Source organism: Ferrithrix thermotolerans DSM 19514, assembly GCF_900128965.1.
Taxonomy (GTDB): Bacteria; Actinomycetota; Acidimicrobiia; order Acidimicrobiales; family Acidimicrobiaceae; genus Ferrithrix; species Ferrithrix thermotolerans.
Window position 1 is genome coordinate 66810 of the sequence record NZ_FQUL01000003.1, and the last position, 22650, is coordinate 89459.

Sequence of the window (22650 nt, forward strand, 5' to 3'; positions counted from 1 at the left end):
ACTCGATAAGGCGTATAACTGTTGAGGAGTTCGGGCTGTGCTTTCAAGCCTAAAAAATGTGTTCAGGGTTCCTGACCTAAGAAATAAGTTACTGTTTACCCTATTAATTATCGCCTTATACCAGTTGGGCGCCAACATACCAGTTCCTGGCATTGACTTTCATCAGATTCAGACGCTTGAGTCCCAGGTCAACGGAGGCGTCTTTGGTTTTCTAAATCTATTCTCGGGTGGCGCGATAGCCAGGGCCGCTCTTTTTGGCCTCGGAGTCATGCCCTATATTACATCGTCGATCATTATCCAGCTCCTTACGACGGTGATTCCGAAGCTGGAAGAGTGGCGTGACCAAGGTGCGGTTGGTGAAAAGAAGATAACGCAGACTACAAGGTATCTGACTATAGCGCTGGCGCTCATGCAGGCAACTGGACTTGCGTTCATATTCCATGATGGCGGCACTGGTCTTTTGAGCAGTAATGGCCGGCCAGTCGATTTGATTCCCCACTTCACCGTCCCAAGGGTCTTGTTCATAGTGCTGACCCTTACTGCCGGTACTGCTTTAGTTATGTGGATGGGTGAGCTCGTCACGCAAAGAGGGATTGGTCAGGGCATGTCGATTTTGATCTTTGCCAACGTGGTTGCCAGCCTTCCCTCTGCAGGTAGGATTATCCTTGCCGACGCTGGGGTATTCAAGTTCGTAGTAGTTTTTGTGGTTGCAGTTGCGATTCTCGTAGCGATTGTCTTTGTCGAGCAGGGACAGAGGCGAATTCCAGTGGTCTTTGCACGTCGGGTTGTGGGAAGAAAAATGTACGAAGGCGGTAACAGCTATATTCCCCTCAAGGTGAATCAGGCCGGTGTTATACCGATAATTTTTGCGTCTTCGATCCTGTATTTCCCGGTACTTTTGGCGAGTATCATACCGTGGGCACCTTTTCGATCTTTCGTAAATAATCATCTCGTCTCTTCCACGAGTCTCTTTTACATTTCTATCTACGGCGTACTGATTGTCATGTTTACGTTCTTCTACGTGCAGGTGTCTTTTGACCCTCATCAGCAGTCAGAGATTATTAGGAAACAGGGTGGTTACATTCAAGGGGTTAGACCTGGTCCGAATACTGAGCGTTATCTCGGACAGATTCTCAATCGCATCACCTTTCCAGGGGCCTTGTTCTTGGCAGCAGTGGCTTTGATACCAGCAATATTGCTTGCGCTCTGGCATGTCAACAACGTACCCTTTGCTGGAACGACCCTTCTGATCGCTGTAGGAGTTGGTCTAGAGACCCTGAAGCAGATCGACTCCCAGCTGACGATGCGAAACTACGACGGTTTTCTGCGCTAAGTCGAGGTTGCAAAGCTATGGCCACTCCCACGCGCATCGTAATGCTTGGTAAGCAAGGTGCGGGTAAAGGTACCCAGTCCACCCGCCTATCTCACCATTATGTGATTCCGCATATCTCAACAGGAGATATGCTTCGATCTGCCGCCAAGGGAACATCCGAGTTTGGCACCTTGGCCAAGAGTTACATGGAAAAGGGAGAGCTTGTTCCGGACGAGGTGATAACCGGGGTGGTCAAGGAGAGGCTAGAAGAGCCTGATGCACGACTAAGAGGGTTCTTACTTGACGGTTACCCAAGAACGCTGGGCCAGGCCCAGGACCTCGAAAAGATCCTTTATCCCTTTGACTTAGATATCGTTGTGGATCTCGATGTGCCGACCGATCTGGTTCTGAAACGCCTAGCTTCTCGTCGGGTCTGCTCGGTGTGTGGAGCAAACTACTCGTTGACCGATCGACCAAAACACGACTGGACTTGCGACAGTTGTGGTGGTGAGGTAATTCAAAGGGAAGATGATACAGAGGCAGCCATTCAAAGGCGCTTAGATCTCTATGAGACTCAGACTGCACCGTTGATTCGTTACTACCAGGACAGAGATAGGCTGGTTGTAGTAAACGGCGTTGGTGATCCTGATGAGGTAATGGCAAGGCTGATCTCCGTCATAAACAGAATGAGGGGAAACCCCATTGACCTTTAGTTGTAGTGTCGACAGGCGTAGATAATGATTAGAACAAAAGAAGAGCTCGCCAAGATGCGAAAAGCAGGGCGAGTGGTAGCAGAGATACATGAAAAGACAAGGGAGGCGATCCGTCCAGGGGTAACGACCCTCGAGATCGATAAGGTGGCCAGGGAGGTGCTCGAAAAAAGGGGAGCTCGTTCTAACTTTTTGAACTATCACGGTTTCCCTGCTGTAATCTGTACATCCCCGAACTCCATGATCGTACACGGAATTCCTGGAAAATATAGGTTACAGGAAGGGGACATCATATCCATCGATGCAGGCGCTATCGTGGAGGGGTACCATGGCGATGCTGCTTATACCGCCGCCGTTGGAAAGGTGTCTAAGCTGGCGGAGCAACTCATCGAGGTCACAGAACGATCGCTTTATGCAGGGATAGATGTGATGTGGCCTGGTAGGCACCTTCATGAAGTCGGAAGAGCGGTTCAAGAGGTCTGTGAAAAGGCAGGGTTCTCGGTGGTCCGGGAGTACGTTGGTCATGGAATTGGAACGGCGATGCATGAACCGCCTAACGTGCCGAACTATTGGCCTGGATCTCCAGGACCAAAGATGCGAGCAGGAAACGTGTTCGCAGTTGAGCCGATGGTCAATGTAGGTGGGCCGGAGACCGTACAGCTCTCTGACGGTTGGAGCGTTGTAACGAAGGATGGGTCCCTTTCAGCGCACTTCGAACACACTATTGCGGTGACAGAGGAGGGACCAGAAATCTTCACCGCTCCCTAGGAATTATAGGGTATCTTGGTGGTTGGTGAAGTTTAGCTATTATAATGACCTTTCGGGTGATTTTTGCCAGGTGGTGTTCTAAACCGCTGAGGTAGTAAACATTTATTTAGGAGGAGTAAGCTGTCGCAACCAAAAGAGGACGTGATTGTGGTGGAGGGCAAAGTTATTGAGCCTCTTCCCAACGCAATGTTTCGTGTCGAGTTGGAGAACGGGCATAAGGTGTTAGCCCACAGTTCTGGAAAGATGCGAATGCATCGCATAAGGATACTGCCAGGAGATCGCGTCCAGGTTGAGTTTACTCCTTACGACCTTACGAGAGGGCGCATTACTTACCGATATAAGTAAGTACCTCTCCTAAACGGTGAGAAAAGTAGGGTTAGTTAGAGACTAGGTGAGTGCGCGAAATGAAGGTTAGACCAAGCGTAAAGACTATTTGCGAGAAGTGCAAGGTCATTAAGAGAGAGAGAACAGTTCTTGTAATTTGCGAGAACCCAAGACATAAGCAGCGGCAAGGATAACGTTTTATGGCACGTATAGCAGGTGTTGATATCCCTAGGGACAAGAGGCTTGAGATTTCCCTCACCTACATATATGGAATAGGATTAGCTACGTCGCAAAAGATCTGCCGAGAAACGCAAGTAGATCCTAACACTAGAGTTAAGGATCTTACCGATGAGGAAGTGAGCAGGCTTCGTAGCTATATTGATCAAAACCTGCAGGTCGAAGGTGACTTGAGACGTGAAGTTGATCAAGATATCAAACGCAAGATCCAAATTGGTTGCTACCAAGGGCTTCGTCATCGAAGGGGTCTTCCCGTTCACGGTCAGCGCACTCACACTAACGCAAGAACGAGAAAAGGTCCCAAGAAGACGGTTGCCGGTAAGAAGAAGGCAACACGCAAGTAGCCGACAAGGTTGATTATATGATAGGAGGGTTCTAGCTGATGGCTAAGCCAAGGGCCGGGGGACGACGTCCTCGCAGGCGCGAAAGAAAGAATGTAGCGTACGGAGTGGCTCATATTCACTCGTCGTTTAACAACACGATCGTGACGATCACAGATCAGCAGGGAAATGTTTTGGCCTGGGCATCCGCTGGAAACGTAGGTTTCAAGGGTTCTAGAAAATCAACCCCCTTCGCAGCGCAGGTGGCTGCTGAAACTTGTGCTAAGAGGGCTCAGGAGCATGGAGTACGCCAGGTCGAGGTTTTAGTTAAGGGACCAGGTTCTGGGAGAGAGACGGCTCATCGCGCGATTGCGAACGCCGGTATCGAGATCGTGTCGGTAAGAGACGTCACTCCTATTCCTCACAACGGCTGCAGGCCTAAGAAACGCAGAAGGGTGTAAGTTCGAAGTGGCACGTTATACAGGACCGGTATGTAGGTTATGCAGACGAGAGCGGATGAAGCTCTACCTCAAGGGGCCAAAGTGTGACTCATCTCGTTGCCCGATGGAGTCGAGGCCATTTCCTCCTGGCGAACATGGTCGCGATAGAACTCGCCAAGGGTCAGAGTACTCTGCGCAGCTGCGCGAAAAGCAAAAAGCAAGAAGAATATATGGGGTCTTGGAGAAGCAGTTTCGCAACATCTATGAAGAAGCCAACCGTCAAAGTGGTATTACTGGTGAAAACCTTCTCCGCATGCTCGAACTCCGGCTAGACAACGTGGTGTTCAGAGCAGGGTGGGCTTCATCAAGGTCGCAGGCTCGACAGTTCGTTCGTCACCGTCATGTTCTTGTAAATGGGAAGAGGGTCGATATACCCTCCATGAGAGTCAAGAAGGGTGACCTTGTATCCCTGGGCGAAAGGGCCGAGCAACTTATCGTAGTGCAACATAATAGGGATATCCTTGACAGGCAGCTCCCAGGATGGCTTGAACGGGAAGGGAATGCAGTTAGGGTGCTTAACCCCCCGCTACGGGAACAGATCGACGTCCAGGTGCGCGAACAGCTGATCGTCGAGCTTTACTCGAAGTAAGAACTAAGGAGAGAGAGTGTTATATATTCAGCGTCCCTCCATTGAGGCTCAGGGTGAAGAGGTAGGTGGCCGTCAAAAGTTCGTATTTGGTCCGCTTGAGCCAGGCTTCGGTTACACCTTGGGAGGAATGCTCCGACGTGTTCTGCTTTCCTCGATTCCGGGAGCAGCTATAACCCAGGTACGCTTCGATGATGCTCTGCATGAGTTCACCACGTTACCGGGTGTTAAAGAAGACGTTACCGATATCGTTCTCAACCTGAAAGATATAGTCTTTAGAAGTTATTCAGACGAGCCGGTGACGATACGCCTGGATGTGCGCGGGCCCAGGATTGTGCGAGCGGAAGACTTTGTTCTCTCCTCAGACGTTGAGATCGTCAATCCTGATCTACATCTTGCCACACTCTCGCAGCGTGGCAGGCTCGCCTTGGATGCGGTAGTGGAGCGAGGGAGAGGATACTCTTCCGCCGAAAAGAACAAGAAGACTTCGTCGATCGGGATCATCCCCATTGACTCTATTTTCTCTCCTGTTAGGAGAGTAGCCGTAGACGTAGAACCCACCAGAGTTGGGCAGTCGACCGACTACGATCAGCTAATTCTTGACGTTGAGACCGACGGTTCGATCTCTCCGAGAGAAGCGCTAGCGTCAGCAGGTGAGACGTTGAGAAATCTTGTCACGTTAGTCGCCGAGATCTCCGATGATCCGCACGGTTTGGAACTGTCAGAGGCTGAGGTGCTCGAGGAGCGTTCACCCGATCTTGATCTCCCGATCGAGGACTTGGAGCTCACTGAGCGTCCTCGAAACTGTCTGAAACGAGCGCAAATCAACTCCATAGGAGAGCTGATTGTAAGGACACCAGAGGATCTTCTTTCGATTACGAACTTTGGTCAAAAGTCGCTGGATGAAGTTGTAGACAAGTTGGAGCGTAGAGGTTTATCACTAAGGAGTAAAGACTGATGGTGCCTGGACGACCTAAACAGGGACAGAGGCTTGGTGGCAGTGCGGCGCATCAACGTGCATTGCTTGCAAATCTAGCGGCATCACTAATTGCAGCAGAGTCGATCTTGACTACCGAAGCGAAGGCTAAGATGCTGAAGCCAATAATTGAGCGTCTCATCACCAAAGCAAAAAAGGGCGGAGTGCACAATCACCGTCAGGTGGTAGCTTTCCTTCGAGATAAGGACATGGCGCACAAGCTATTCGCTGAGGTGGCACCTCGTTACGAAGAGCGTCCCGGTGGATACACAAGGGTTCTAAAGAGGGGTCCTCGGCAGGGTGATAACGCTCCAATGGTAGTTATCGAACTGGTTTAGATCTGAAGAGCGACCGTTTTTTAGGGAGCAGGTCGTCGGAGGCACCTCGTCATGCGTTGGGTTGCGTTAGTGTCGTACAACGGTTCGCAGTTCCACGGTTTCGGGGTACAGCCGGGGGGAGTTGAGACGGTAGGCGGAGCGTTGATGTCCGCCCTTTCCGTCGTTTTCCAGCGCCAGATAGATATAGTCGTTGCGGGGCGGACGGATAAAGGCGTTCATGCGGTAGGTCAGGTGATCTCCTTTGATGCGCCTGACCCTAGATCAAAGGCTCCGCTTAGGTCCATCAACCGGCTTTTGCCCTCTTCAGTCAAGGTTCATGCTCTTGAGACTACGGTTTGTAGTTTCTCTGCGCGATTCTCTGCACGTTACCGGCTCTATCTGTATCGGATAGTTAAGAATAACTCTGGGACACCTTTCTTAAGGGATTTGAGCTGGGCAATTCAAGAACCGCTTGATGTGAAGAAAATGATAAACGCTTCTTTTGCGCTTGTGGGTAGCCACGACTTCCGTGCGTTTTGCAAGTCAGGCGGGAACGACGGTCGCCCAACCCGACGTAGGCTTTATGGTGTAGAGATCGTTGAGTCCGATCACTTCGTGGACATCTTGATCTGGTCTAACTCGTTCTGTCATCAAATGGTTAGGTCGATCGTCTCTGTGTTAGTGGAGGTTGGCCTGGGCAGGCGACAAGGTGTTGTGCTACGGCAGGCCCTCGTGTCAGGTGATCGGTCCCTTGTGCACTCAGTGGCGCCACCGGAAGGTCTCTATTTATTTGGAGTAGGTTACCAGTCATTTGATCCTCTATCTCGCAGGCTATGGCTCGAAAGAACAAACTCATGGGACTTTTCTGGTCCGACTTGGGGTATCGAGCGTATATGATTTTGTCTTGTGTCTTGAGCGCACAGTGCGCCGATAATGACAGATATTCGGTGAGGATTATGAAGACCGTAGCTACGAAACAGTCGGATATAACTAGGCAGTGGTTTGTTGTTGACGCCTCTGACATGGTCCTGGGTCGCTTGGCGACGGAGGTCGCAACAATACTAAAGGGTAAACATAAGACCGCCTATTCACCGTACCTTGACTGCGGTGACCACGTTATCGTGGTGAACGCATCCAAGGTAGTGCTTACCTCAAATAAGGCTGAGCGAAAGTATGCATACAGGCACTCTGGTTATCCTGGATCTTTGAGAGCGTCTTTGTATAAGGATCTACTCGAAGAAAAACCAGAGTTTGTTGTTGAAAAGGCCATAAAGGGTATGTTGCCCAAGGGTCCGCTTGGCCGTAAGATGGCCAAGAAACTGAAGGTTTATGGAGGAAGTACACACCCTCATCAAGCACAAAACGCTCTTCCGCTGGAGTTTTCCGGTGCGAGAAAAAGTCAAGACTACGTGGGATAGGTAGGATACAATGGCAACTAAACCCCTAACACAAAGTACAGGGCGCCGTAAAGAAGCGGTTGCTCGCGTCAGGCTCAGGGAAGGCGAAGGCAAGGTAGTTGTAAATGGAAGACCGGTCGAAGACTACATACCTTCCCTAACAAGTCGTAACTACGCTATGGAGCCCATGACTTCTCAGACTTTATCGACTACCTTTGATGTCGATATAACCGTTGACGGTGGTGGGATTTCTGGCCAAGCGGGTGCTATCAGACTTGGATTGGCAAGAGCCCTCGTTGAAGTGAACCCGGAACTACGTTCGGTAATGAAGGCTGCTGGATTTCTCACGAGAGACGCGCGTGAGAAGGAATCTAAAAAGTACGGTTTGAAGAAGGCCAGGAAAGCTCCACAGTACTCCAAGCGTTAGACAGTGATCTCCTTCGGTACAGATGGCATCAGGGGTGTTGCAAATCTCGAGCTAACTCCGGAACTAGCCTTATCTCTCGGATTGGCTTACATGAGATTGCTAGATAAAGGGTGCACCCTTTATATAGCAAGAGATACAAGGGTGTCTGGAGCGATGTTGAGTTCTGCTTTGGCCGCTGGGATATCCTCTGGCGGAGGCAATGTCGTTGATCTTGGTGTAATGCCCACCGGAGCTTTGGCTCACCTTTGTGCGCGTAACGGTGTTCCAGGAGCAGTCATATCTGCTTCTCACAACCCATATCAAGATAATGGAATAAAGTTATTCGGAGCGGGTGGGAGGAAGCTAACCGACCTAGAGGAAGAGGATCTGGAGCGAATTCTGCTGGAGTTGAGTTCCTCTGGCAATCGGGAACGTGGTGGAAAGATCGGAGAGATCAGCGGAGAGGATTTGTCCGAAAGTTATGTCAGTTACGTTACAACCGTTGCTGACGCGAGCCTTACGAAAGGTATCAAGGTAGCGGTTGACTTTGCCAATGGAGCCTCCTATCCGTTGGCTAAATCTCTGCTCGAATCACTAGGTTGCAATGTTGTTGCTACCCTCGGTGACGCTCCTGACGGCTACAACATAAACAAAGAGGTTGGTTCTACCAACCCGAAACCGCTCGTTGATGCTGTTTGCGCAAGCGGAGCCGATGTGGGTCTTGCGTTTGATGGCGACGCCGACCGTTTGATCGCAGTCTCCAACTTGGGCGAGATAGTAGATGGGGATGACCTCCTCGCTCTTTTTGCGATGGATTTGCTTGAGAGGTCTTTGCTCGCCCGCAACTCCGTCGCACTCACTGTGATGAGTAATATGGGTCTCGAACTGTTTTTGAAGGCGCGTGGTATTGCGTGTGTACGCACCAGCGTAGGAGACAGATATGTCTTAGAGGCTATGGAAAGAGATGGCCTCAGTCTAGGAGGCGAACAGTCGGGACATATTATTTTTGCTGATCATGCAACCACAGGGGATGGACTGTTAAGTGCAGCACTTTTGCTGGAGTTGCTAGGCCGTAAAGGCGCGCCTCTTTCGGAGCTGTTGAAGGGTTCTTTCCAGCGCTATCCACAAGTGTTGATAAATGTGGCAGTTAGAGATGGCAAGGAGCTCTTGGAAACCAAAGTAGTAAAAGATGTAGTTAGTAGCCTCTCGGATTATCTTGGGGAGCGTGGACGAATACTGGTTAGAGCCTCTGGTACAGAGCCGCTAGTTAGAGTAATGGTTGAGGCGTTGACCGACGAGCTAGCTCGTGAAGTGGCGTTTCGTATCGAAGAAACAGTTCGTGCTTCGGCAAAAGAGTGAGGCAGTAAATGTGCGGAATCGTGGGTATTGTTGGCAGTGGTGCTACCGCAGCGGCGGTTGTCGAAGGTCTACGACGCCTGGAGTACAGAGGATACGACTCAGCAGGCATGGTTCTTGCATCTTCATCAGGTTTTGAAGTAAGGCGAGTTGCCAGAGATACCTCTTCAATTGCAGCATTGTCGGAGTGGCTTGAGGGTCAGAACCCCCCTAGACAGCTTGTTGCAGCGATTGGGCATACTCGCTGGGCGACTCATGGAAGGCCTTCCGAGATGAATGCGCACCCTCATCTTGACTGCTCTGGACACTTCGCAGTGGTACACAACGGTATCGTGGAGAACTACAAAGAGCTCAAAGATGAGCTGATTGCCCTTGGGCATGAGTTTGCCTCTGAGACCGATACTGAGGTTATCGTGCACCTGGTCGAAGAGAGATTCAGGCTCAACGGAGATGCTGAGGCTTCGGTACAAGAAGCCTTTTCAAGGCTGATGGGGTCCATGGCCGTTGTAGTGCTCGATTTAAGGGAACCCAACACTTTGTACATGATGCGACGGATGGCGCCTCTCGTTGTTGGCGTGGATGACAGCACCTTATTTGTTGCCTCGGATGTCCCGGCTCTTTTAGATAGCGCCTCCTCTTACTTTATGGTACCTGAGGATACCCTCACCGTTGGGAAGGTTAGGTCGAATATAGTAACGCTCTCTCCGGAGTTGGATGAACTTCGGGTAGAGTGGGATGTCTCAAGGGTCGAGGTCGGAGGCTTTTCAGATTTTATGTCGAAAGAGATCGACGAACAGCCTCGCTCTCTGCGAGATACTTTGGCAGGGCGTGTTGACCAGGAGGGTCGGATCTCTCTTGACGAGCTCAATATAACGCAGGAAGAGCTGAAGACGATACAAAAAGTAGTGATTGTCGGCTGTGGCACCTCGTTACACGCAGGTATGGTGGCTCGCTATGCGCTTGAGCACTTTGTTAGAGTGCCTGTTGAGATCGATGTCTCCTCTGAGTTTCGCTATAGAGATCCGGTTCTGAGCCCGACGACTTTAGTTGTTGGCGTCTCACAGTCCGGGGAGACTCTAGATACGATGGTGGCGCTCTCCGAGGCCAAGGCTTCCGGAGCAAAAACCTTAGTCGTATCCAACGTAGTTGGTTCATCCATGGCCAGAATGGCCGATGCCGTGTTGTACACAAGAGCTGGTCCGGAGATATCGGTAGCTTCGACCAAGACCTTCATAGCTCAGATCGGAGCTCTGGAGATTTTAGCTCTTTACCTGGCAGATCTAAAGAGAACCTTATATCCTTCAGAAGTGAACGAACTGATAGGGAGACTGAACGCAGTTCCAGAGGCGATATCTGTTGCGTTATCTCAGATAAAGGAGTACGAGCGAGTAGCACAAAGGCTCCTCGGCTACGACAGATTCTACTTTATCGGAAGAAACGTTGGCTATCCGGTAGCTCTAGAAGGGGCTCTAAAGCTCAAGGAGATCACTTATACTCCGTCCGAGGGCTACCCCGCCGGCGAGCTCAAGCACGGCCCAATTGCAATGATCGACGAACAGGCCGTCGTTGTGGCGATAGCACCAAAGGGAGCTCTATACGAGAAGGTTTTAGCTAACGTCGAAGAGGTGAGGGCCAGGGGTGCCAAGGTAGTTCTCGTAGTTAACGAGATGCCTGCGGGGCACATGGCATCCGATGATGACGTATTTTTAGTTCCACAGGTTCATCAACTATTTTCTCCTATGGTCGATGTCGTACCTCTTCAGGTGTTGGCACACTACACATCCGTCGCCAGGGGACTTGATCCGGATCGTCCTAGGAATCTTGCAAAGACTGTTACGGTTGAGTAGCTCGGAGTAAGACAGAAAGAAGTGAGGCTGCCGATCTCTCGAGACAGAGATTCTCCCGGATGAACTTTATTTCTGGTATTGGTTGTTCGATCTCCCCGAGGTCAGTAAGCGTCTTGGCAAAGCTCGGGCTGTGGAGTGGGTCAATGGGGATTGCTCCACATTCAACAGCGTGACTAAGTCCTCCGAGGTTTGAGGCGACAACGGGAAGCCCTAGGCTCAAAGCCTCCATCGCTACGAGACCAAAGCCCTCTGGTTCTACAGAAGGCATCAAGATGCCGTCGTAGTCAAGCATTAGATCAGCGAGGTCGTAAGGGTGAGATACAGATCTGATCAATCGAGCATGCTCGGTGTGGTTCACTCTTTTGATTGCAAGATTAGTAAAGTGACGGTCGCTCGGGTTTGGAGAGAGACTTAGAGTGAAGTCGATGTCAACTTTCCCTCCGATTAGGTCCAAAGCGTCGAGAGTTGCCCATACGCCTTTTTTATACATTATACGATTTGGGAAGAGTAGCTTCAGTTGACCCTGCTTTGTCTTGCGAAATATAGTGCTGCCCTCAAGAAAGGCCGGATCTAAAAAGGGGTAAACCATATCAAGCTGTTCGAAGTTCAACCCAAGGACCTCTCTAGCATGAAACATTAGTGCATTTGAAAGAGCTATCACCTTGGTGGCAGGAGATACAGGCTGCTGGGGGTATCTATGTAGCCGCCAGGCGGTTGAGAAGTTATGAAGAATTAGGACCGGGGTAGTCCCTGTTAGGTGAAGCCAACCCGGCCTGTTGTTGACGCAGCAGAGATCGATGTGGTGTGTCTTGCATATCCCTGCAAGATCACTAGGACTCGACGCCCAGATGTGCCTAAGATCTCCCAAGTCGCCGGAGTAATCTTCGGTCACACCCTGTCCAATGGATATCAGAGTCACCTCGTGCTCTTGAGCTATCCACTTAGCCCAGCCTCTGACTAGGCGTTCTAGAGCACCTTGTCCGTAAATCGGCAACAGTTCCGTTGAGACAAACGCTATGTGCACTAGGCCTACTTTAGCGGTAAAGCCGTGATGTACCACTTTTTGTGTTTTAGACGGAGCGAAGGGGACCACAAGGACTCCCATGTGCGAAGTTTGATTCATGGGGGATATTGCTTCGGGCCGACTCCTATGGGTCAATATTTAGCACCGATCTGTAACGGGTGGAGACCGGCGGATACCTGAGAAGCGTGCTGCGTGATACTCCATGAAAGGCTGTAAAAAATCAGTAGAAAATTGGCACATTTGAAGAATTTATTTTATTATTAGCTATCAATCCAAGATTTTTTATAGTAGATAGTAGTTGTGGTGAATTTTACACAGGTTCTAACTGGCGAGAGGTCTATGACACTGCATCGGCTTCAGCGCGTGAGTTCTGACTATCTGGTCACACTAGTAGTTGTGGCGGAGACGGAGAATCTGTCTGAGGCGGCTTCGCTACTCGGTATCTCACAGCCAGCTGTCTCCCAGCAGCTCAAGGCACTATCTCAGGCCGTTGGTGAACGTCTTCATGAACGCTCAGGACACGGAGTTACTCTCACGCGCGCTGGGCGAGAATTAGCGCGTGAGTCCGCCCCTCTTCTTAGGGGTTATAGGGGGGTCATGGAGTACCTAAGTTCCTTGGAGAAAGGCGAAGCCGGTGTCCTCTCGGTTGCGGCGTCGAACACGGTCGCAGCGCATGTTCTGCCTAACTGGCTTATAAAGTTTCGCCGAGCGTACCCGGGAGTACGAGTTAGCGCACGGTCAACCAACTCTGAACTTGTCGTGTCGTCTTTGGACAACGGAGAGATGGAGGTGGGGTTGATAGAGTCTCCGGAGTATTCACACTCAAAGGAGCTAGTAGAGAGAGTGATAGGCGGAGATGAGCTAGTGCTTGCGTGTTCTCCTTCGCTGTTTGACTTTACATTACCTGAGGTCTCTTACAGTGAGATCGAACATCTTCCAATGGTCTGGAGGGAGAGCGGTTCTGGCGTGCGCTCCACGGTCGAAGCTGCTATGGTAAAGGCTGGAATCTTCCCTCGAACGGTATTTGAACTGGCGGGCGGGGAGGCTGTAAAAGAAGCTCTAGTTGCAGGTCTTGGAGTGGGATTTGTTTCATCGCTGGCGGTGGGGCGCGAGGTCGAAGACGGGCTATTGAAGCTGGCTATGGTGAAAGAGCTTGGGAGGATTACGCGCGCATTTCGTATCATCTCAAGACCATTTGATGAGCTCTCGATTCCGGCACGTTCCTTCTACCAGCTCGTTGTTGGCAAGCCTTAGGGCAATCAGAGTTGGCTGACGATCGAGACGTTACGTGAAGGTTCTCTGCGGTATAGACGTGCTTGAGATCGAGCGAATGAGAAAGGCTGTCGTTAGGTCTCCAGCACTCGTTGAAAGGATCTTCTGTCCTTTAGAGATTAGTTACGCCGATGCTCACAAAGATCCAATTCCATACCTAGCAGCTCGCTTCTGTGCGAAGGAGGCGGTTATGAAGCTTTTAGGGAGTGGAATTGGTGTAATTAGCTTTAGGGAGGTTGAGGTGGTAAGGACGCCATCTCGGCGTCCAAAGGTGGAGCTGTCGGGAAGAGCAGCGATAGTCGCAGAGGAGCTAGGAGTTACTTCTATCGATCTATCGATCTCTCACTCTCACAGCGTTGCTGTGGCAACAGCTGTAGCCATGGTTCAAGGCTAATCTCTGGGTAGAGAAGGAATAGGTTCTGTAGGGAGATTCGATGAAAAAGGTCGCTTACGCAGCTGATGTGCGGGGTCTCGATGCAGATATCTCCCAGCGCGGTGAGCTTGAAGCTGTAGTTGCAAGGGTCGGTTTTGCTGTTGCAAGGATCACCATGAAGATGCTCTCAGGTGCATATGGGAAGAGGGTCTATATTGAGGCTGGTCCTGGCAACAACGGTGAGGATGCCCGCTCAGCTGCAAGGTTTCTATCGGAACGAGGTGTCAAGGTTATTGTAAAGGGGATAAAAGATCGTGACATGGGTTCGATAAAGGAAGCCGACCTGTTTATCGATGGATCATTTGGAGTTGGGATCAATCGGGAGTTTGAGCCAGTCAAGCTTCCACCCCATATCCCCGTGCTTAGCGTTGATGTTCCCTCTGGGCTTGACGCAGATCTTGGAACGCTTTGGGGAGGATGTCTAGCTGCTGATGTTACCGCTACCGTAGGTGCCCTAAAGATAGGGCTACTTCAAAATCAAGGACCTCTTGTCTCGGGCAAGGTTGAAGTAGCACTTGAAGACCTTTACACATCTGGCACTTCAGTTTCGCTCATAGAAGACACCGATGTTTTGGAGCATCTCGGCGAGGGCGATCTTTATGACCATAAGTGGCGTCACTCGGTATTTGTTCTTGCGGGGTCAGAAGGAATGTTCGGAGCCGCCGAGCTATCGGCAAATGCAAGCTATCGACTTGCCTCAGGCATCGTGCATCTATATTATCCCTCCACTCCCGGTGGTCGAATGGGGGTTACCTTGTCTCCGGAGATTGTTCGCGTTGGACTAGATAGCCTTTGGGCGGAACCTGTTATCGACGCAGCTAGGCACTTTAAGTCTACCGTAATTGGTCCTGGGCTTGGGCGCAGTCTTCAGCTCTCTAACCTAGTGCGAAGGCTGCTGAACAACACCGAGATGCCGGCTTTATTGGATGCGGATGGAATCTTCGCTCTTGGTGATCCGGCACGCCTACGCCGTATAGCCACTTCGAGAAATGCTCCAATCGTGATTACGCCGCACGAAGGTGAGTTCAACGCATTCTTTGAAGGCTCTGGTGTAAAGGTGGTTCGAGGAGAAGACCGAGTCAAAGCTGCGGTCAGAGCAGCAGAGATGTGCGGAGCCATAGTTTTGCTTAAAGGGTCTCTCACGGTGGTGGCTAGTCCGCATGGTGCTGCATACCTCGTTGGGTCTGGATCCTCTCGCCTGGGAGTTGGAGGAAGCGGTGATGTCCTCTCTGGTGTGATTGGAGGCTTGATGGCCCGTGGGGTGGAACCTGCTCTTGCATCTGCTTTAGGTGCGCATATTCACGGAAGAGCCTCTTCTTTCTTGGGTGGATACTCAGTTAGAGCCTCTGACCTTATCGAAGGGTGTGTTGGATGGCTCAGCTCCCTTGACAAGAGATGGCACCGTGGGCTTGATGTTATTTAGTCTGTATCTAACGTTCAGGTGAACATTAAATAGTTGTAGGGAGACGTAGTGGCATATCGTTCCAGAGCGCTTTGGGCTGAGGTTGACCTCTCTGCGCTAAGGCACAACATCTCCGTGCTGAAAAGAACGGTCTACCCAGCACAGCTTGCAGTAGTGGTAAAGGCCAATGGTTATGGTCACGGAGCTACTCAAATAGCTCGTCAGGCTAGTGAGCTCGGTGTCTCGTTCTTCTGCGTAGCCACGGTGGAGGAAGGGATAGAGCTAAAGGACGCTGATATTAAGGGTGAGGTTATTGTCCTGATGGAGCCGGAGCGGGAGTACATAGAAGAGGCCTTGGCTAAGGATCTTACTTTGACCATCTATAACGCTCGTACTTTAGTGGAGGTAGTAGCGTCTTGGCAACGTCTGGCGAGAGGGTCTAAGTCCACCTCCTCTCCAAAGATACACATCAAGGTCGATACTGGTATGCACCGTCTCGGCGTGAGCGAGGAAGAAGCCCTAGAACTGGCGAGGCTGGCGAGAGATAGTGGGGTCTCTGTCGGCGGACTCAGTTCTCACTTAGCCGTGGCTGACGCAGGAGAGTTAGGTAGAGGCTATACCTTAGAGCAGATCGCACGCTTTGAACGTGTTGTTGCCAGGCTTGCTACGATCAACATCCGGCCCTCTCTACTGCATCTCGCTAACACTGCTGGAGGGGTCGCTTATCCGAGTGCACGTTACGATCTAGTGCGCTCCGGAATAGGCGTCTATGGATATCTACCGAGCCAAGAGATCAACCTGGTTGGGCTGCGGCCTGTTATGTCGCTTAAGTCGAGAGTGTCCTTTGTTAGGAGACTCAAAGCGGGTGAGGCGGTGTCATATGGGTTGAGACGTCCGCTAGCCTCCGCTTCTTTCATTGCTACGGTTCCGATAGGTTATGCAGATGGGCTGCGTAGGACTCTATTTGACAGGGGTCAGGAGGTTCTTATAAAGGGGGAACGTGTCCCTATAGCAGGTACTGTGACTATGGATCAGATTATGATCGACTGCGGGGATGTGGAGGTCGCTCAAGGGGAAGAGGTGGTTCTGCTTGGACGACAAGGTGCGAACGTGGTAACGGCTCTTGAGTGGGCTGAGGCGTTGGAGACCATTCCGTATGAGGTACTAACCTCCATTGCTGCACGGGTGCCACGAATCTATATTGATGGAAGTGACAAAGGAGCTGACCCTTACCGTGTTGATCTGTAGTGTACGGACCCAACGTCTGGAGCAGATCAATGAGTGACAAGGTAACGACTCTGGGAGCGATGGAGAAAGAGGTCTCCAGTTGCACGAGATGTCCACTTCATGAGTCTCGTACTCATACAGTGTTTGGGGAGGGTGCCGTCGACGCGGATGTCTTAGTAGTGGGTGAAGCTCCGGGAAAGGATGAGGATATCTCGGGTCGTCCCTTCGTGGGTCGATCGGGTCGTTTGTTGCGAGACTTACTCAACGAGAACTTGGGTGAAAGTGGTGTTGATATCTTTATCGCAAACTTAGTCAAGTGTAGACCACCCAATAACCGAAACCCTGAGTCGACAGAGATTGAAGCTTGTGTGGGTTACCTTTATCGACAAATCGAGACGATCTCGCCAAAGGTCGTACTTGCCGTTGGCGCCTTTGCGGCGAAGACGCTGCTTAGTACAAAGTTAGGCGTTGGGGCGCTTCGGGGACAGATCTACTACGACGGCAAGTTGGCTGTTGCACCATCATTTCACCCCGCTGCTGCTCTGAGGGGAGGTCCATCTGTGGTTACAAAGATTCGAGCGGACTTGGCGCTCGTGAATCTGTTTCTAAAAGGAGAGATCCAACCGTGCCCATATCCATAGAGGTGAACTCAGCCCAAGAGATGACTGCCTTGGGCTTTGCCGTTGGACGTGATATCCCTTCACCGTCCATTCTTCTTCTTCGGGGAGGAATGGGAGCTGGAAAGACGACCTTTGTGCAGGGTCTTGCGCGAGCCCTTGGGGTTAGCAGGGTCGTGACATCTCCCACTTTTCTCACCGCCCGGGAGTACAAGGCAACTTGTGGTAAGTTTATCCATTGTGATCTTTATAGGATAGAAGACCCAATGTATCTCGAGGAGCTTGGGGTGCTCGATGAGGCGGAGAAAGGGGCGGTAGTCGCCATCGAGTGGCCCAAAGATATCGACTTAGAAGGTATCGACCTGATCTCTTACGACCTTACAATCTCGCAGGGTGTGTCAGAGTTGCATAGGGTTGTTACGTTTTCGAACCTTGGTAACTTGGCGTGTTTCCCAACAGTTGCAGGGCTATTGGAGACGAATGAGGGTGTCCGGTGCAGTTGAACTTTCTCTGTGTCGACACCTCGGGGGAGTTCACTTTAGTGGCTGCATCTGTCGAAGGTGTAAACAGCGTCAGCAGGTATAGAGAGGGACAGTTTCACGTCGAAAGTCTGGCGCCTCTAACTAAAGAGGTCCTTTCAGACAGTGGTCTAGGACTCGATGACCTCTCCTTTATAGCTGTTGTCTGTGGTCCGGGGGGGTTTAGTGGTCTTAGGGTGGGAGTTACCTTTGTATCTGTCTTGGCACAGGCCGCTGCCCTGTCAGTGGTGGAACTTTCGAGGCTTGAGTTGGCGGTCTACGGGGAGCTAGGCGAGTGGGACTATATCTTGATTATCGAAGACGGCAAACGTCAAGAGGTGTTTTACGGCCTCTTCAGTGGCCCGAAGGACCAAAGAACGCTTCTAGAGGAAGGACACATGGCTCCAGAGGAGCTAACGGGGTATCTCTTGTCTAAGTACCCTCAGCTTTCGAATTTAGGGCAGAGGGTTCTCGTGAGGGGAGGAGGTCTTGTAAAGTACCGCAACAGATGGAAGAGCTATCCTACGTGGAACGAAAATGTGGATTTGACGCCACCGGGAGATGCAAGTTCACATTTACGGTTGGCGATGGAGAAGTTTCTCCGTAACGAAGTGGTAGACCCCTTGCATGTCTCTGTTAGCTACCTTAGAGAGGCGGATGCTAGGCCCAACTTTCGAAGATTTGACTCTCCGATAGATGGAGGCCGGGTTGAAACGTAGTGCGTTGGTTGCAGAGATCTCTATTTCTCCGATGAAGAAGAGACACCTCACTCAGGTATTGAGGATAGAGGCGAAGGTGTATCCAAGGCCTTGGTCATTAGGAATATTTCTGTCGGAACTCAACCTTCCTGAATCCAGGTACTACTACGTCGCACAGGTTAGGCGGAAGGTGGTCGGTTACTGTGGACTGATGGTTGCTGTTGGCGAAGGTCACATCACGAACGTCGCTGTGGATCCAGAGTTTTGGGGGGTAAAGGTAGCTACCAGGCTGTTGTTGAACGCCTTTGAGGTTGCCAAACAAAGTGGAGCCAAAGACATGACGCTAGAGGTGAGGGCGTCAAATACCAGAGCTCAAAAGCTTTACTTTAGGTTCGGATTCGTACCGGTGGGGATACGAAAGGGTTACTACAAAGAGAATAATGAGGATGCTATTGTAATGTGGTCGTACAACATCGATACAGAGATCTTCGAGCAACGACTCGCCGAGATTCGCCAAGGTCTAAACGAGGGCGAGGTGAACCTCGATTAGCAACTACCTTGATTATCCCAAAGGTCTCAATATCCTTGGGATAGAGACCTCGTGTGACGAGACAGCTGTTGCGGTGCTAAAAAGAGGACGGGTGACTGCTGAGACGATTGTGGCGCAAAATGATCTTCACGCCGACTTCGGAGGAGTCGTGCCCGAGTTGGCCTCGCGGCAGCACGCAAGAGCCATTACCCGATCTATCTCTGATGTGCTAAGGCAGTCCCAGCTTAGTTCGCCCGCAAAGGACCTCGATGGCGTTGCGGTCACTTACGGACCGGGACTAGCTGGTTCTTTGATGGTTGGAGTCTCCGCTGCCAAGGCGCTCTCACTCGCATGGGACGTTCCCTTAGTGGCCGTCGATCACATGGAGGGACATCTTTTCGCTGGCACTTTGATGAGTCCTGTGGATCTGCCATCTCTTACCCTGCTGGTGTCGGGAGGCCATAGCCAACTAATTGAGATCACCGAGCCGGGGCGGTACGTAGAGTTGGGTGGCACTTTAGATGACGCAGCGGGTGAGGCCTTCGACAAGGTTGCTCGGTTGCTCGGTCTTTCTTTTCCAGGCGGTCCTGAGATCGAAAGAGTGGCACTTTTAGGCGACGGGTCTTATATTCGATTTCCTAGGGCGCTGTCTGGGGATACCCTTGATTTTTCGTTCTCGGGGCTCAAGACTGCGGTGTTGCGTTATCTGGAGATTCACGGTCCTGTCAACGTAAACGACGTTGCAGCGGCGTTTCAAGAGGCGGTTGTGGATGCGCTTGCCCATAAAGTGGGTATGGCGCTTAGAAAAAGAGAATACCGTTCGGTTGTCATAGGGGGAGGAGTGGCTGCAAACACCTTGCTTCGCAGTCGCATCGAAGAACTGTGTGCAGCTGCGGGTGTCAAAGCAGTCATACCCCCTAAACGCCTATGTACCGACAACGGTGCGATGATCGCAGCTGCTGGTGCCTTTCGTCTTGGTCTAGGGCAGGTGGCTGCTTTGGACATCGGTATCGATACCTCCCTGTCTCTTGCGTAGGGAACCAAAAAATTTTTCCTGCAAGTGCAGAAATTAGCACTCAAGGGGCTAGAGTGCTAAATGGCCATTAAGAGGCGTGATTCAACCAAGGAGGCTTGAAGTTATGAAGCTCCATCCCATGGAGGATCGTATTGTTGTTAGGCCAGCGGAGTCTGAGGAGCGCACAGCTTCTGGACTCGTGATTCCTGACACTGCGAAAGAAAAACCACAACAAGGTGAAGTTCTAGCTGTCGGCCCCGGTCGTCGGGCAGAGGCAAGTGGAGAGATAATTCCTCTCGACGTAAAAGTTGGAGATCGAGTTGTCTACTCAAAGTATGGCGGCACTGAGATCTCTGTTGATGGGGAAGACCTCTTAATCCTCTCCTCTCGAGACGTATTAGCTAAGGTGGAGAAGTAACGATGGCAAAGATGTTGAAATTTGACGAGGCCGCAAGACGAGGTCTTGAAGCTGGCGTCAATAAGCTAGCAGACACCGTCAAGGTGACGCTTGGGCCCAAGGGTAGAAACGTCGTCCTCGACAAGAAGTTTGGTGCGCCTACAATTACCAATGACGGAGTGTCGATAGCTCGGGAGATCGAGCTAGAAGACCCCTTTGAGAACATGGGTGCCCAACTCGTCAAAGAGGTGGCGACAAAGACTAACGACGTAGCTGGAGACGGAACGACCACTGCTACCGTTCTGGCTCAGGCCCTTATTCGAGAAGGGCTAAAGAACGTCGCTGCTGGGGCAAATCCTATGTCGCTAAAGCGTGGTATTGAAAAGGCCGTAAAGGCAGCGTCTGACTCTATCTCGTCCCAGGCCAAGCCGGTCGAAGGTAAGCAAGACTTTGCACAGGTCGCTTCGATCTCAGCAGGTGACACTGCGATTGGCGAGGTGCTTGCTGAAGCAATCGATAAGGTTGGCAAGGACGGAACCGTCACCGTTGAGGAGTCCAACACCTTCGGCCTAGAGCTTGAGTTCACTGAGGGAATGCAGTTTGACAAGGGTTACTTGTCTCCGTATTTTGTAACCAATCCTGACCGTCAAGAAGCGGTTTTGGAAAACCCCTACATTCTGTTCTACGGATCTAAAATTTCCTCGGTTCATGAGATGCTCCCTGTCCTTGAAAAAGTGATGCAGGCAGGTAAGCCCCTGCTTATAATCGCCGAGGACGTTGAGGGTGAGGCTCTAGCGACCTTAGTGGTCAACAAGATTCGCGGCACATTCTCTTCAGTAGCCGTCAAGGCTCCGGGCTTTGGAGAGAGAAGAAAGGCCATGTTGCAGGATATGGCCGTCCTTACCGGTGGTCAAGTTATCTCTGAAGAGGTGGGTCTCAAGCTAGAGAACGCTACCTTGGATCTGATGGGCCAGGCACGCCGTGTGGAGGTGACAAAGGATGATACCAAGATCATCGGCGGTAGCGGTAAGGTGGAAGAGATCAATGGCCGAGTGGCTCAGATAAGACGAGAGATCGAAGAGACCGACTCTGACTGGGATCGTGAGAAGCTCCAGGAGAGGCTCGCTAAGCTTGCTGGCGGTGTCGCTGTAGTCAAGGTTGGAGCGGCTACTGAGGTCGAGCTGAAGGAGAAAAAGCATCGAATCGAAGATGCTCTCTCTGCTACTCGAGCGGCAATAGAAGAAGGCATCGTTGCTGGAGGTGGTACCGCACTTCTAAGAGCGAGAGCCAAGGTCCAGGAGCTAGTGGGCACCCTTGAAGGTGATGAGGCCGTTGGAGCAACTATCGTTGCAAAGGCCCTTGAAGAGCCTCTTAAGTGGATCGCCTACAACGCAGGACTTGAAGGGCCAGTGGTGGTTCAGACGGTGGAGCGTGAGAGCGGCGCCTATGGCCTGAACGCTCGTACCGGTGAGTACGAGGATCTTGTCAAGGTTGGTGTGATCGACCCAGCAAAGGTAACCCGGTCAGCGTTGCAGAACGCCGCTTCTATTGCGGCTCTCTTGCTCACGACCGAGGCCTTGGTTGCTGATAAGCCCGAACCCAAGGATAACGCTGCTGCTGCGGCTGCTGCTGGCGGCATGGGCGGAATGATGTAAGAAGAGTTTTTCCAGTCAAAAAGAGCTGGATGTCTCTGGGGCAGTCCCTGATAGGGGGCTGTCCCTTTATCGTTTTAGGTTTTGGAGGCGGCTTCGTGTTGGAGGCCTTGGTGGTATCACACTACAACTCGATGCGGTAAGCCATGCCAGGTTTTGTTCGAATGAGATCCTCTCCATAAGGGCCGAGCTTCCTGCGAAGACGGTTTATGTATACCCTCAGATAGTTTGTCTCTGAGAAGTACTCCGCCCCCCACACCTCTTTCAGGAGGTCTTCGTGCGTAAAGATCTTGCCAGTATGAGAGGCTAATAGACAAAGAAGGTCGTACTCTTTTGCCGTTACTTCGATGGGGTTGTCGTCTACGAACACCTCGTGTCTGACTGTATCTAAAATTACGTGTAGACCGAGTAGGATTTGGGTGCTCTTGTGTTCAGTCCTCACTACCTGTGTGTTTAGATAGGTAAGACTACCCTCAGGCGTGCAAGTAGCTCCCCCATTGAATGTGGCTTGGTAACGTAGTTATCCACACCCGATATCCAGCGCACGAATCTTCATTTCTTCATCTGGGGTTGCTGAGAGAACTATGATCGGAGCACTGCTAAAGGGCTGATGGTTCGGCACAGGGAGACCCCGTCTATGTCGGAAAGCCCAAGATCCAAGATAAATGCATTTGAGGATGTCTCTACGGTTGCCTCAACTCCGCTTTCGGCGTTTAAAGCGTATGGCCACCTCATAACCCTTTGAGGTTAGGCCTGTGCGCAACGCAGTCAGGAGGGATGGGTCGTCGTCGATGACAACTACCTTGTGGA

Annotated in this window: 27 protein-coding genes and 1 pseudogene; 26 read left to right on the forward strand and 2 right to left on the reverse strand. The window is 51.3% G+C overall.

The window, feature by feature from the left end; translation table 11 throughout:
- Window positions 1-37: 37 nt before the first annotated feature.
- The 15 genes and pseudogenes from secY (at window position 38) to glmS (ending at window position 11056) form a co-directional block, all read left to right on the forward strand.
- Window positions 38-1333 (forward strand): preprotein translocase subunit SecY, encoded by a 1296-nt coding sequence (gene secY / locus BUA24_RS01870; protein ID WP_072788175.1) that lies wholly within the window; start codon window positions 38-40, stop codon window positions 1331-1333.
- A 17-nt stretch (window positions 1334-1350) separates the two neighbouring features.
- Window positions 1351-2025: an adenylate kinase gene (locus BUA24_RS01875; protein WP_072788176.1), complete on the forward strand. Its 675-nt coding sequence runs from the start codon at window positions 1351-1353 to the stop codon at window positions 2023-2025.
- Window positions 2026-2049: 24 nt separating this feature from the next.
- Window positions 2050-2790, forward strand: a complete 741-nt coding sequence (map, locus tag BUA24_RS01880; RefSeq protein WP_072788178.1) for a type I methionyl aminopeptidase — start codon at window positions 2050-2052, stop codon at window positions 2788-2790.
- Between the two features lie 120 nt (window positions 2791-2910).
- A complete protein-coding gene (infA, locus tag BUA24_RS01885; RefSeq protein WP_072788179.1) occupies window positions 2911-3135 on the forward strand; it encodes a translation initiation factor IF-1 in 225 nt (74 codons plus the stop codon).
- 59 nt (window positions 3136-3194) lie between these two features.
- Complete coding sequence (gene rpmJ / locus BUA24_RS01890) at window positions 3195-3308, forward strand: 50S ribosomal protein L36 (protein ID WP_072788181.1); 114 nt, start codon at window positions 3195-3197, stop codon at window positions 3306-3308.
- Window positions 3309-3314: 6 nt separating this feature from the next.
- Window positions 3315-3695: a 30S ribosomal protein S13 gene (gene rpsM, locus BUA24_RS01895; RefSeq protein WP_072788183.1), complete on the forward strand. Its 381-nt coding sequence runs from the start codon at window positions 3315-3317 to the stop codon at window positions 3693-3695.
- Window positions 3696-3733: 38 nt separating this feature from the next.
- Window positions 3734-4132, forward strand: a complete 399-nt coding sequence (gene rpsK, locus BUA24_RS01900; RefSeq protein ID WP_072788184.1) for a 30S ribosomal protein S11 — start codon at window positions 3734-3736, stop codon at window positions 4130-4132.
- A gap of 7 nt (window positions 4133-4139) precedes the next feature.
- Entirely contained in the window at window positions 4140-4760 is a 621-nt protein-coding gene (gene rpsD / locus BUA24_RS01905; protein ID WP_072788186.1) for a 30S ribosomal protein S4, read from the forward strand.
- 16 nt (window positions 4761-4776) lie between these two features.
- Window positions 4777-5715 carry a DNA-directed RNA polymerase subunit alpha gene (locus BUA24_RS01910; RefSeq protein ID WP_072788188.1) on the forward strand — a complete coding sequence of 313 codons (939 nt, stop codon included), beginning with the start codon at window positions 4777-4779 and terminating at the stop codon, window positions 5713-5715.
- Window positions 5715-6068 (forward strand): annotated as a pseudogene (gene rplQ, locus BUA24_RS01915) (50S ribosomal protein L17); the annotation flags it as partial. The gene BUA24_RS01910 and the pseudogene rplQ, both read left to right, overlap by 1 nt.
- A 54-nt stretch (window positions 6069-6122) precedes the next feature.
- Window positions 6123-6947 (forward strand): tRNA pseudouridine(38-40) synthase TruA, encoded by an 825-nt coding sequence (gene truA / locus BUA24_RS01920; RefSeq protein WP_072788192.1) that lies wholly within the window; start codon window positions 6123-6125, stop codon window positions 6945-6947.
- 59 nt (window positions 6948-7006) lie between these two features.
- A complete protein-coding gene (gene rplM, locus BUA24_RS01925) occupies window positions 7007-7468 on the forward strand; it encodes a 50S ribosomal protein L13 (RefSeq protein WP_072788193.1) in 462 nt (153 codons plus the stop codon).
- Between the two features lie 10 nt (window positions 7469-7478).
- Window positions 7479-7874, forward strand: a complete 396-nt coding sequence (rpsI, locus tag BUA24_RS01930; protein WP_072788195.1) for a 30S ribosomal protein S9 — start codon at window positions 7479-7481, stop codon at window positions 7872-7874.
- A gap of 3 nt (window positions 7875-7877) precedes the next feature.
- Window positions 7878-9212 carry a phosphoglucosamine mutase gene (gene glmM / locus BUA24_RS01935; protein WP_072788197.1) on the forward strand — a complete coding sequence of 445 codons (1335 nt, stop codon included), beginning with the start codon at window positions 7878-7880 and terminating at the stop codon, window positions 9210-9212.
- Window positions 9213-9220: 8 nt separating this feature from the next.
- Window positions 9221-11056 (forward strand): glutamine--fructose-6-phosphate transaminase (isomerizing), encoded by a 1836-nt coding sequence (glmS, locus tag BUA24_RS01940; RefSeq protein ID WP_072788199.1) that lies wholly within the window; start codon window positions 9221-9223, stop codon window positions 11054-11056.
- Here glmS and BUA24_RS01945 read toward each other — a convergent pair.
- Window positions 11043-12179, reverse strand: coding sequence for a glycosyltransferase family 4 protein (locus BUA24_RS01945; protein WP_072788201.1), 1137 nt, complete (start codon window positions 12177-12179; stop codon window positions 11043-11045). The genes glmS and BUA24_RS01945 overlap by 14 nt on opposite strands.
- 264 nt (window positions 12180-12443) lie before the next feature.
- Between BUA24_RS01945 and BUA24_RS01950 the strand changes: the two genes are divergently transcribed.
- The 11 genes from BUA24_RS01950 (at window position 12444) to groL (ending at window position 21843) form a co-directional block, all read left to right on the forward strand.
- Window positions 12444-13334 carry a LysR family transcriptional regulator gene (locus tag BUA24_RS01950; protein ID WP_178138670.1) on the forward strand — a complete coding sequence of 297 codons (891 nt, stop codon included), beginning with the start codon at window positions 12444-12446 and terminating at the stop codon, window positions 13332-13334.
- 34 nt (window positions 13335-13368) lie between these two features.
- Window positions 13369-13746, forward strand: a complete 378-nt coding sequence (gene acpS / locus BUA24_RS01955) for a holo-ACP synthase (protein WP_072788208.1) — start codon at window positions 13369-13371, stop codon at window positions 13744-13746.
- A gap of 40 nt (window positions 13747-13786) precedes the next feature.
- Window positions 13787-15208, forward strand: coding sequence for an NAD(P)H-hydrate dehydratase (locus tag BUA24_RS01960; RefSeq protein WP_072788210.1), 1422 nt, complete (start codon window positions 13787-13789; stop codon window positions 15206-15208).
- 48 nt (window positions 15209-15256) lie between these two features.
- A complete protein-coding gene (gene alr, locus BUA24_RS01965; protein WP_072788212.1) occupies window positions 15257-16435 on the forward strand; it encodes an alanine racemase in 1179 nt (392 codons plus the stop codon).
- A gap of 29 nt (window positions 16436-16464) precedes the next feature.
- Window positions 16465-17055 (forward strand): uracil-DNA glycosylase, encoded by a 591-nt coding sequence (locus BUA24_RS01970; RefSeq protein WP_143146331.1) that lies wholly within the window; start codon window positions 16465-16467, stop codon window positions 17053-17055.
- Window positions 17040-17534 carry a tRNA (adenosine(37)-N6)-threonylcarbamoyltransferase complex ATPase subunit type 1 TsaE gene (gene tsaE / locus BUA24_RS01975; protein WP_072788216.1) on the forward strand — a complete coding sequence of 165 codons (495 nt, stop codon included), beginning with the start codon at window positions 17040-17042 and terminating at the stop codon, window positions 17532-17534. Before BUA24_RS01970 ends, tsaE begins: the two co-directional genes overlap by 16 nt.
- On the forward strand, window positions 17531-18268 hold the full coding sequence (tsaB, locus tag BUA24_RS01980; RefSeq protein ID WP_178138671.1) for a tRNA (adenosine(37)-N6)-threonylcarbamoyltransferase complex dimerization subunit type 1 TsaB: 738 nt from the start codon (window positions 17531-17533) through the stop codon (window positions 18266-18268). Before tsaE ends, tsaB begins: the two co-directional genes overlap by 4 nt.
- Complete coding sequence (gene rimI, locus BUA24_RS01985) at window positions 18258-18797, forward strand: ribosomal protein S18-alanine N-acetyltransferase (protein ID WP_072788220.1); 540 nt, start codon at window positions 18258-18260, stop codon at window positions 18795-18797. The genes tsaB and rimI overlap by 11 nt, the downstream gene beginning before the upstream one ends.
- Window positions 18798-18828: 31 nt before the next feature.
- Window positions 18829-19812: a tRNA (adenosine(37)-N6)-threonylcarbamoyltransferase complex transferase subunit TsaD gene (tsaD, locus tag BUA24_RS01990; RefSeq protein WP_072788222.1), complete on the forward strand. Its 984-nt coding sequence runs from the start codon at window positions 18829-18831 to the stop codon at window positions 19810-19812.
- 103 nt (window positions 19813-19915) lie between these two features.
- Window positions 19916-20209, forward strand: coding sequence for a co-chaperone GroES (gene groES / locus BUA24_RS01995; RefSeq protein WP_072788223.1), 294 nt, complete (start codon window positions 19916-19918; stop codon window positions 20207-20209).
- A gap of 2 nt (window positions 20210-20211) precedes the next feature.
- Window positions 20212-21843, forward strand: coding sequence for a chaperonin GroEL (groL, locus tag BUA24_RS02000; protein WP_072788225.1), 1632 nt, complete (start codon window positions 20212-20214; stop codon window positions 21841-21843).
- 121 nt (window positions 21844-21964) lie between these two features.
- Here groL and BUA24_RS11840 read toward each other — a convergent pair whose 3' ends face one another.
- Window positions 21965-22210, reverse strand: a complete 246-nt coding sequence (locus BUA24_RS11840) for a winged helix-turn-helix domain-containing protein (protein WP_178138672.1) — start codon at window positions 22208-22210, stop codon at window positions 21965-21967.
- Window positions 22211-22650: the final 440 nt, after the last annotated feature.

Excerpts from the sequence above, each read along its gene's own strand:
- rpmJ (WP_072788181.1), top strand. The coding sequence starts at position 3,195 with ATGAAGGTTAGACCAAGCGTAAAGACTATTTGCGAGAAGTGCAAGGTC.
- truA (WP_072788192.1), top strand. The coding sequence starts at position 6,123 with ATGCGTTGGGTTGCGTTAGTGTCGTACAACGGTTCGCAGTTCCACGGT.
- glmS (WP_072788199.1), top strand. The coding sequence starts at position 9,221 with ATGTGCGGAATCGTGGGTATTGTTGGCAGTGGTGCTACCGCAGCGGCG.
- BUA24_RS01970 (WP_143146331.1), top strand. The coding sequence starts at position 16,465 with ATGAGTGACAAGGTAACGACTCTGGGAGCGATGGAGAAAGAGGTCTCC.
- groES (WP_072788223.1), top strand. The coding sequence starts at position 19,916 with ATGAAGCTCCATCCCATGGAGGATCGTATTGTTGTTAGGCCAGCGGAG.
- BUA24_RS01945 (WP_072788201.1), bottom strand. The coding sequence starts at position 12,179 with ATGAATCAAACTTCGCACATGGGAGTCCTTGTGGTCCCCTTCGCTCCG.
- rpsM (WP_072788183.1), top strand. The coding sequence starts at position 3,315 with ATGGCACGTATAGCAGGTGTTGATATCCCTAGGGACAAGAGGCTTGAG.
- rplM (WP_072788193.1), top strand. The coding sequence starts at position 7,007 with ATGAAGACCGTAGCTACGAAACAGTCGGATATAACTAGGCAGTGGTTT.
- BUA24_RS01875 (WP_072788176.1), top strand. The coding sequence starts at position 1,351 with ATGGCCACTCCCACGCGCATCGTAATGCTTGGTAAGCAAGGTGCGGGT.
- groL (WP_072788225.1), top strand. The coding sequence starts at position 20,212 with ATGGCAAAGATGTTGAAATTTGACGAGGCCGCAAGACGAGGTCTTGAA.
- map (WP_072788178.1), top strand. The coding sequence starts at position 2,050 with ATGATTAGAACAAAAGAAGAGCTCGCCAAGATGCGAAAAGCAGGGCGA.
- rpsK (WP_072788184.1), top strand. The coding sequence starts at position 3,734 with ATGGCTAAGCCAAGGGCCGGGGGACGACGTCCTCGCAGGCGCGAAAGA.
- rpsI (WP_072788195.1), top strand. The coding sequence starts at position 7,479 with ATGGCAACTAAACCCCTAACACAAAGTACAGGGCGCCGTAAAGAAGCG.
- BUA24_RS01960 (WP_072788210.1), top strand. The coding sequence starts at position 13,787 with ATGAAAAAGGTCGCTTACGCAGCTGATGTGCGGGGTCTCGATGCAGAT.